The organism is Kluyvera sp., from assembly GCF_965301105.1.
On record NZ_CBDKZX010000163.1, the window covers coordinates 1 to 3,612 of the forward strand.

At 50.5% G+C, this 3,612-nt stretch carries 3 protein-coding genes; 1 reads left to right on the plus strand and 2 read right to left on the minus strand.

All coding sequences use genetic code 11. The annotated features are described in order from the left end of the window. Positions 1–451 precede the first annotated feature (451 nt). Entirely contained in the window at positions 452–1,402 is a 951-nt protein-coding gene (gene coaA / locus ACW14G_RS22660; RefSeq protein WP_249022487.1) for a type I pantothenate kinase, read from the plus strand. A 36-nt stretch (positions 1,403–1,438) separates the two neighbouring features. Here coaA and birA read toward each other — a convergent pair whose 3' ends face one another. Together birA and murB are read right to left on the minus strand one after the other, a co-directional pair. Further along, the gene (birA, locus tag ACW14G_RS22665) at positions 1,439–2,401 is read right to left on the minus strand and encodes a bifunctional biotin--[acetyl-CoA-carboxylase] ligase/biotin operon repressor BirA (RefSeq protein ID WP_163449375.1); all 963 of its coding nucleotides are present in this window, start codon (positions 2,399–2,401) and stop codon (positions 1,439–1,441) included. Continuing rightward, entirely contained in the window at positions 2,398–3,426 is a 1,029-nt protein-coding gene (gene murB / locus ACW14G_RS22670) for a UDP-N-acetylmuramate dehydrogenase (protein WP_249022488.1), read from the minus strand. Before murB ends, birA begins: the two co-directional genes overlap by 4 nt. Positions 3,427–3,612 lie beyond the last annotated feature (186 nt).

Genomic DNA, 3,612 nt, shown 5'->3' on the forward strand with positions numbered 1-3,612 from the left:
GTTGCTCTACCTACTGAGCTAAGTCGGCATCAAGTAGCGCGCATTCTATGGAGACCTGCGGAGACATGCAACTAAAAAATTGCATAAAATGTTCTATCGCTCACGTTTTGTGCATTTGCGCGTAAAAACTCAGCAAAACGTCGGTTTTACGTCCAAAAATCTCGCTGTGGATCGGATAGTCTCGCGATGCTTTGCTCGTCTTTAACGATATTCAGGGCGAAAGTTCAGGCTGGATAGCGTAGATTTTCGCATTGTCTTCTTTAGCGCTCTTTCTTCATTAATGGCAAATCGCCTGGTTGAGAGTAAACAGTGGCGTTTTCTCACGAAAGCGCCACTCATTTGGATTTTTTCTTCTTTTTATCTTCCATCTGGTGTTAACCTCCTGCCCATTGTCCTGATTAACTGAATGTGAAGCGTCGCGTGCAGTCAGCGTGGTAGCCAGAACATGCTTATGAGAAAACAAGAGCAAACGTTAATGACACCTTATCTACAGTTCAATCGTAGCCAGTGGGCAGCGCTGCGCGATTCCGTGCCAATGACCCTGACTGAAGGCGAAATTACGCGCTTAAAAGGTATCAACGAAGATCTGTCGCTGGAGGAAGTGGCGGAGATCTATTTGCCTTTGTCACGTTTATTGAACTTCTATATTAGTTCTAACCTGCGCCGCCAGGCGGTGCTGGAGCAGTTCCTTGGCACTAACGGCCAACGCATTCCTTATATCATCAGTATTGCCGGCAGCGTGGCGGTGGGTAAAAGTACGACCGCGCGCGTGTTACAGGCGCTGCTGAGTCGTTGGCCGGAACACCGCCGCGTCGAGCTGATCACTACCGACGGTTTTCTGCATCCTAACGAGGTGCTTAAAGAACGCGGCCTGATGAAGAAGAAAGGCTTCCCGCAGTCGTATGATATGCATCGACTGGTGAAATTCGTTTCTGACCTGAAGTCCGGGGTACCGAACGTTACCGCACCGGTCTATTCGCATCTGATTTATGACGTTATCCCTGATGGCGATAAAACGGTCACTCATCCCGATATTTTAATCCTTGAGGGATTAAACGTTCTGCAGAGCGGGATGGATTATCCGCACGATCCGCATCATGTATTTGTTTCCGACTTCGTTGATTTTTCTATTTATGTTGATGCGCCTGAAAAATTATTACAAACGTGGTATATCAACCGTTTCCTGAAATTCCGCGAAGGGGCCTTTACGGACCCGGATTCTTATTTCCATAACTATGCGCAGCTTTCTAAAGAAGAAGCCATTAACGTCGCGACATCACTGTGGAATGAAATTAACCTACGAAATCTAAACGAAAATATTCTACCAACGCGTGAGCGCGCAAGCCTGATTTTAACGAAAAGCGCTAACCACTCCGTTGAGCAAGTGCGGTTGCGGAAATAAAAAAGATAAAAGAAAAGGGAGCCGAAGCTCCCTTTTTTATTCGGCGCTGCGCAGCGAAATCTCACCGCCCATCCACGGTTTAATTACCCCATCTTGCTCAAGTAATAATGCTCCCTGAGTATCAATTCCACGGGAAATACCGAAGATTTCTTTATCACCGATAATCAGTTTCACCGGCCGATTAATAAAGTTATCTAATTTATCCCAGCGCGAGAGATATGGTGCCAGGCCTTCCTGCTCGAAGAGATGCAGCGCTTCATGCAGCTCATTAATTAAGCGCGCGGCCAAAACGTTACGATCAATGGTGATCCCCGCCTCTTGCAGGTTGATCCAACCCTGGTTAATCACATCGTTTTCAACACGACGCATAACCAGGTTAATGCCGGCACCAATGACGATTTGCGCGGCATCACCCGTCTTACCGGTCAGCTCAACGAGAATACCGGATAGTTTACGGTCATTCAGATACAGGTCATTTGGCCATTTCACCCGCACTTTATCCGCACCGAGATCCTGAAGGACTTCAGCCATCACAATACCAATCACCAGGCTCAGGCCAATCGCGGCGGCGGGCCCCTGCTCTAAACGCCAGTACATGGAAAGATACAGGTTAGCGCCAAACGGTGAGAACCATTTACGGCCGCGACGCCCACGGCCCGCCTGCTGGTATTCGGCGACGCATGCATCACCGGACTTCAGCTCACCAATACGATCGAGCAGATACTGGTTTGTCGAGTCGATAACCGGGAGAACCGCGACATCACCGTAATCAACCGCATTGCGAATACGTTCAGCATTCAGCAGTTGTATCGGTTCCGGTAAGCTATAGCCTTTACCAGGTACGGTAAAGACATCAACTCCCCAGTCACGCAGCGTCTGGATATGCTTGTTAATCGCCGCGCGGCTCATCCCCAACGTTTCGCCTAACTGCTCGCCGGAGTGAAAATCGCCGTCGGCCAGCAGTGAGATAAGCGTTAATGGCACCGTATTGTCTTTCATTGAATTACCTCAACCGCGTTCACTTCACCCGTAGAACCAATAAAGCGAACTTCAGGTTCCAGCCAGACGTTAAATTTGTCGCCCACCTGCTGGCGAACATAATGAGCCAGCTTCACCACATCGCCACTCCGGGCGTGATTGATATTCACCAGTACCAGCGCCTGCTGTTGGTGTACCGCTGCGCCGCCTTCAATGTGACCTTTCAACTGACACTGATCGATAAGCCAGCCAGCCGCCAGCTTAACGCTACCGTCCGCCTGTGGGTAATGAGGTGCTTTCGGGAAGTTCGCCAACAGCGTCTGTGCGTATTCTGCGCTGACCACGGGGTTTTTAAAGAAGCTGCCCGCATTGCCGTTAACCTTAGGGTCCGGCAGTTTGGTCATGCGCATATGGCAGACTGAATCGAAAACCTCACGCGGAGTGACGGTTTGCGGATCCAGGCGAGTCAGATCGCCATAAGTCAGTACCGGCCGCCATGCTTTGGCCAGGCGGAAGCCAACTGCAACAATCGCAAAACGATCCTGATACGCATGCTTGAAGATGCTATCCCGGTAACCAAACTGACATTCTGCGGCAGTGAGGCGTTTTCGCTCTCCGGTGGCCAGCTCAATACAGTCGACATACTCGCAAACGTGCTGTAATTCGACGCCATAGGCGCCGATATTCTGAATAGGGGATGAACCTGCACAGCCAGGGATTAGCGCGAGGTTTTCGAGGCCGGGCATGTTGTTATCCAGCGCATAGCGAACCAACTGATGCCAGTTCTCGCCTGCGCCGACGTGTAGGTGCCAGGCGTCTGCGGTTTCATTGACCTCAATACCTTTGAGACGGTTAAGGATCACGGTACCGGAATAGTCTTCCAGAAACAGGACGTTACTTCCTTCACCCAGGATCATAACCGGCAGCCCTTCACGGGTTGCTTGCTGCCAGGCGCGCAAAAGTTGTTGTTCGTTTTCAGCGCATACGATGTGCTTTGCACAATGGTCAATGCCGAAGGTGTTCCAGGGTTTTAGGGAGTGGGTCATGGCTGCTTTCCTGATGCTAAATCGGCGATAGTTTACCGTATCTGCATGGGGAAGGCTTGCGGTTATATGGAGGAAGAGCTTCTGGTAATACAGGAGAGCGAGACCGGATAAGACTTTGGCGCCAACATCCGGCATGTGAGACGGGATCGCACAGACGCAAAAAAGCCCATCCGTCAGGATGGGCTT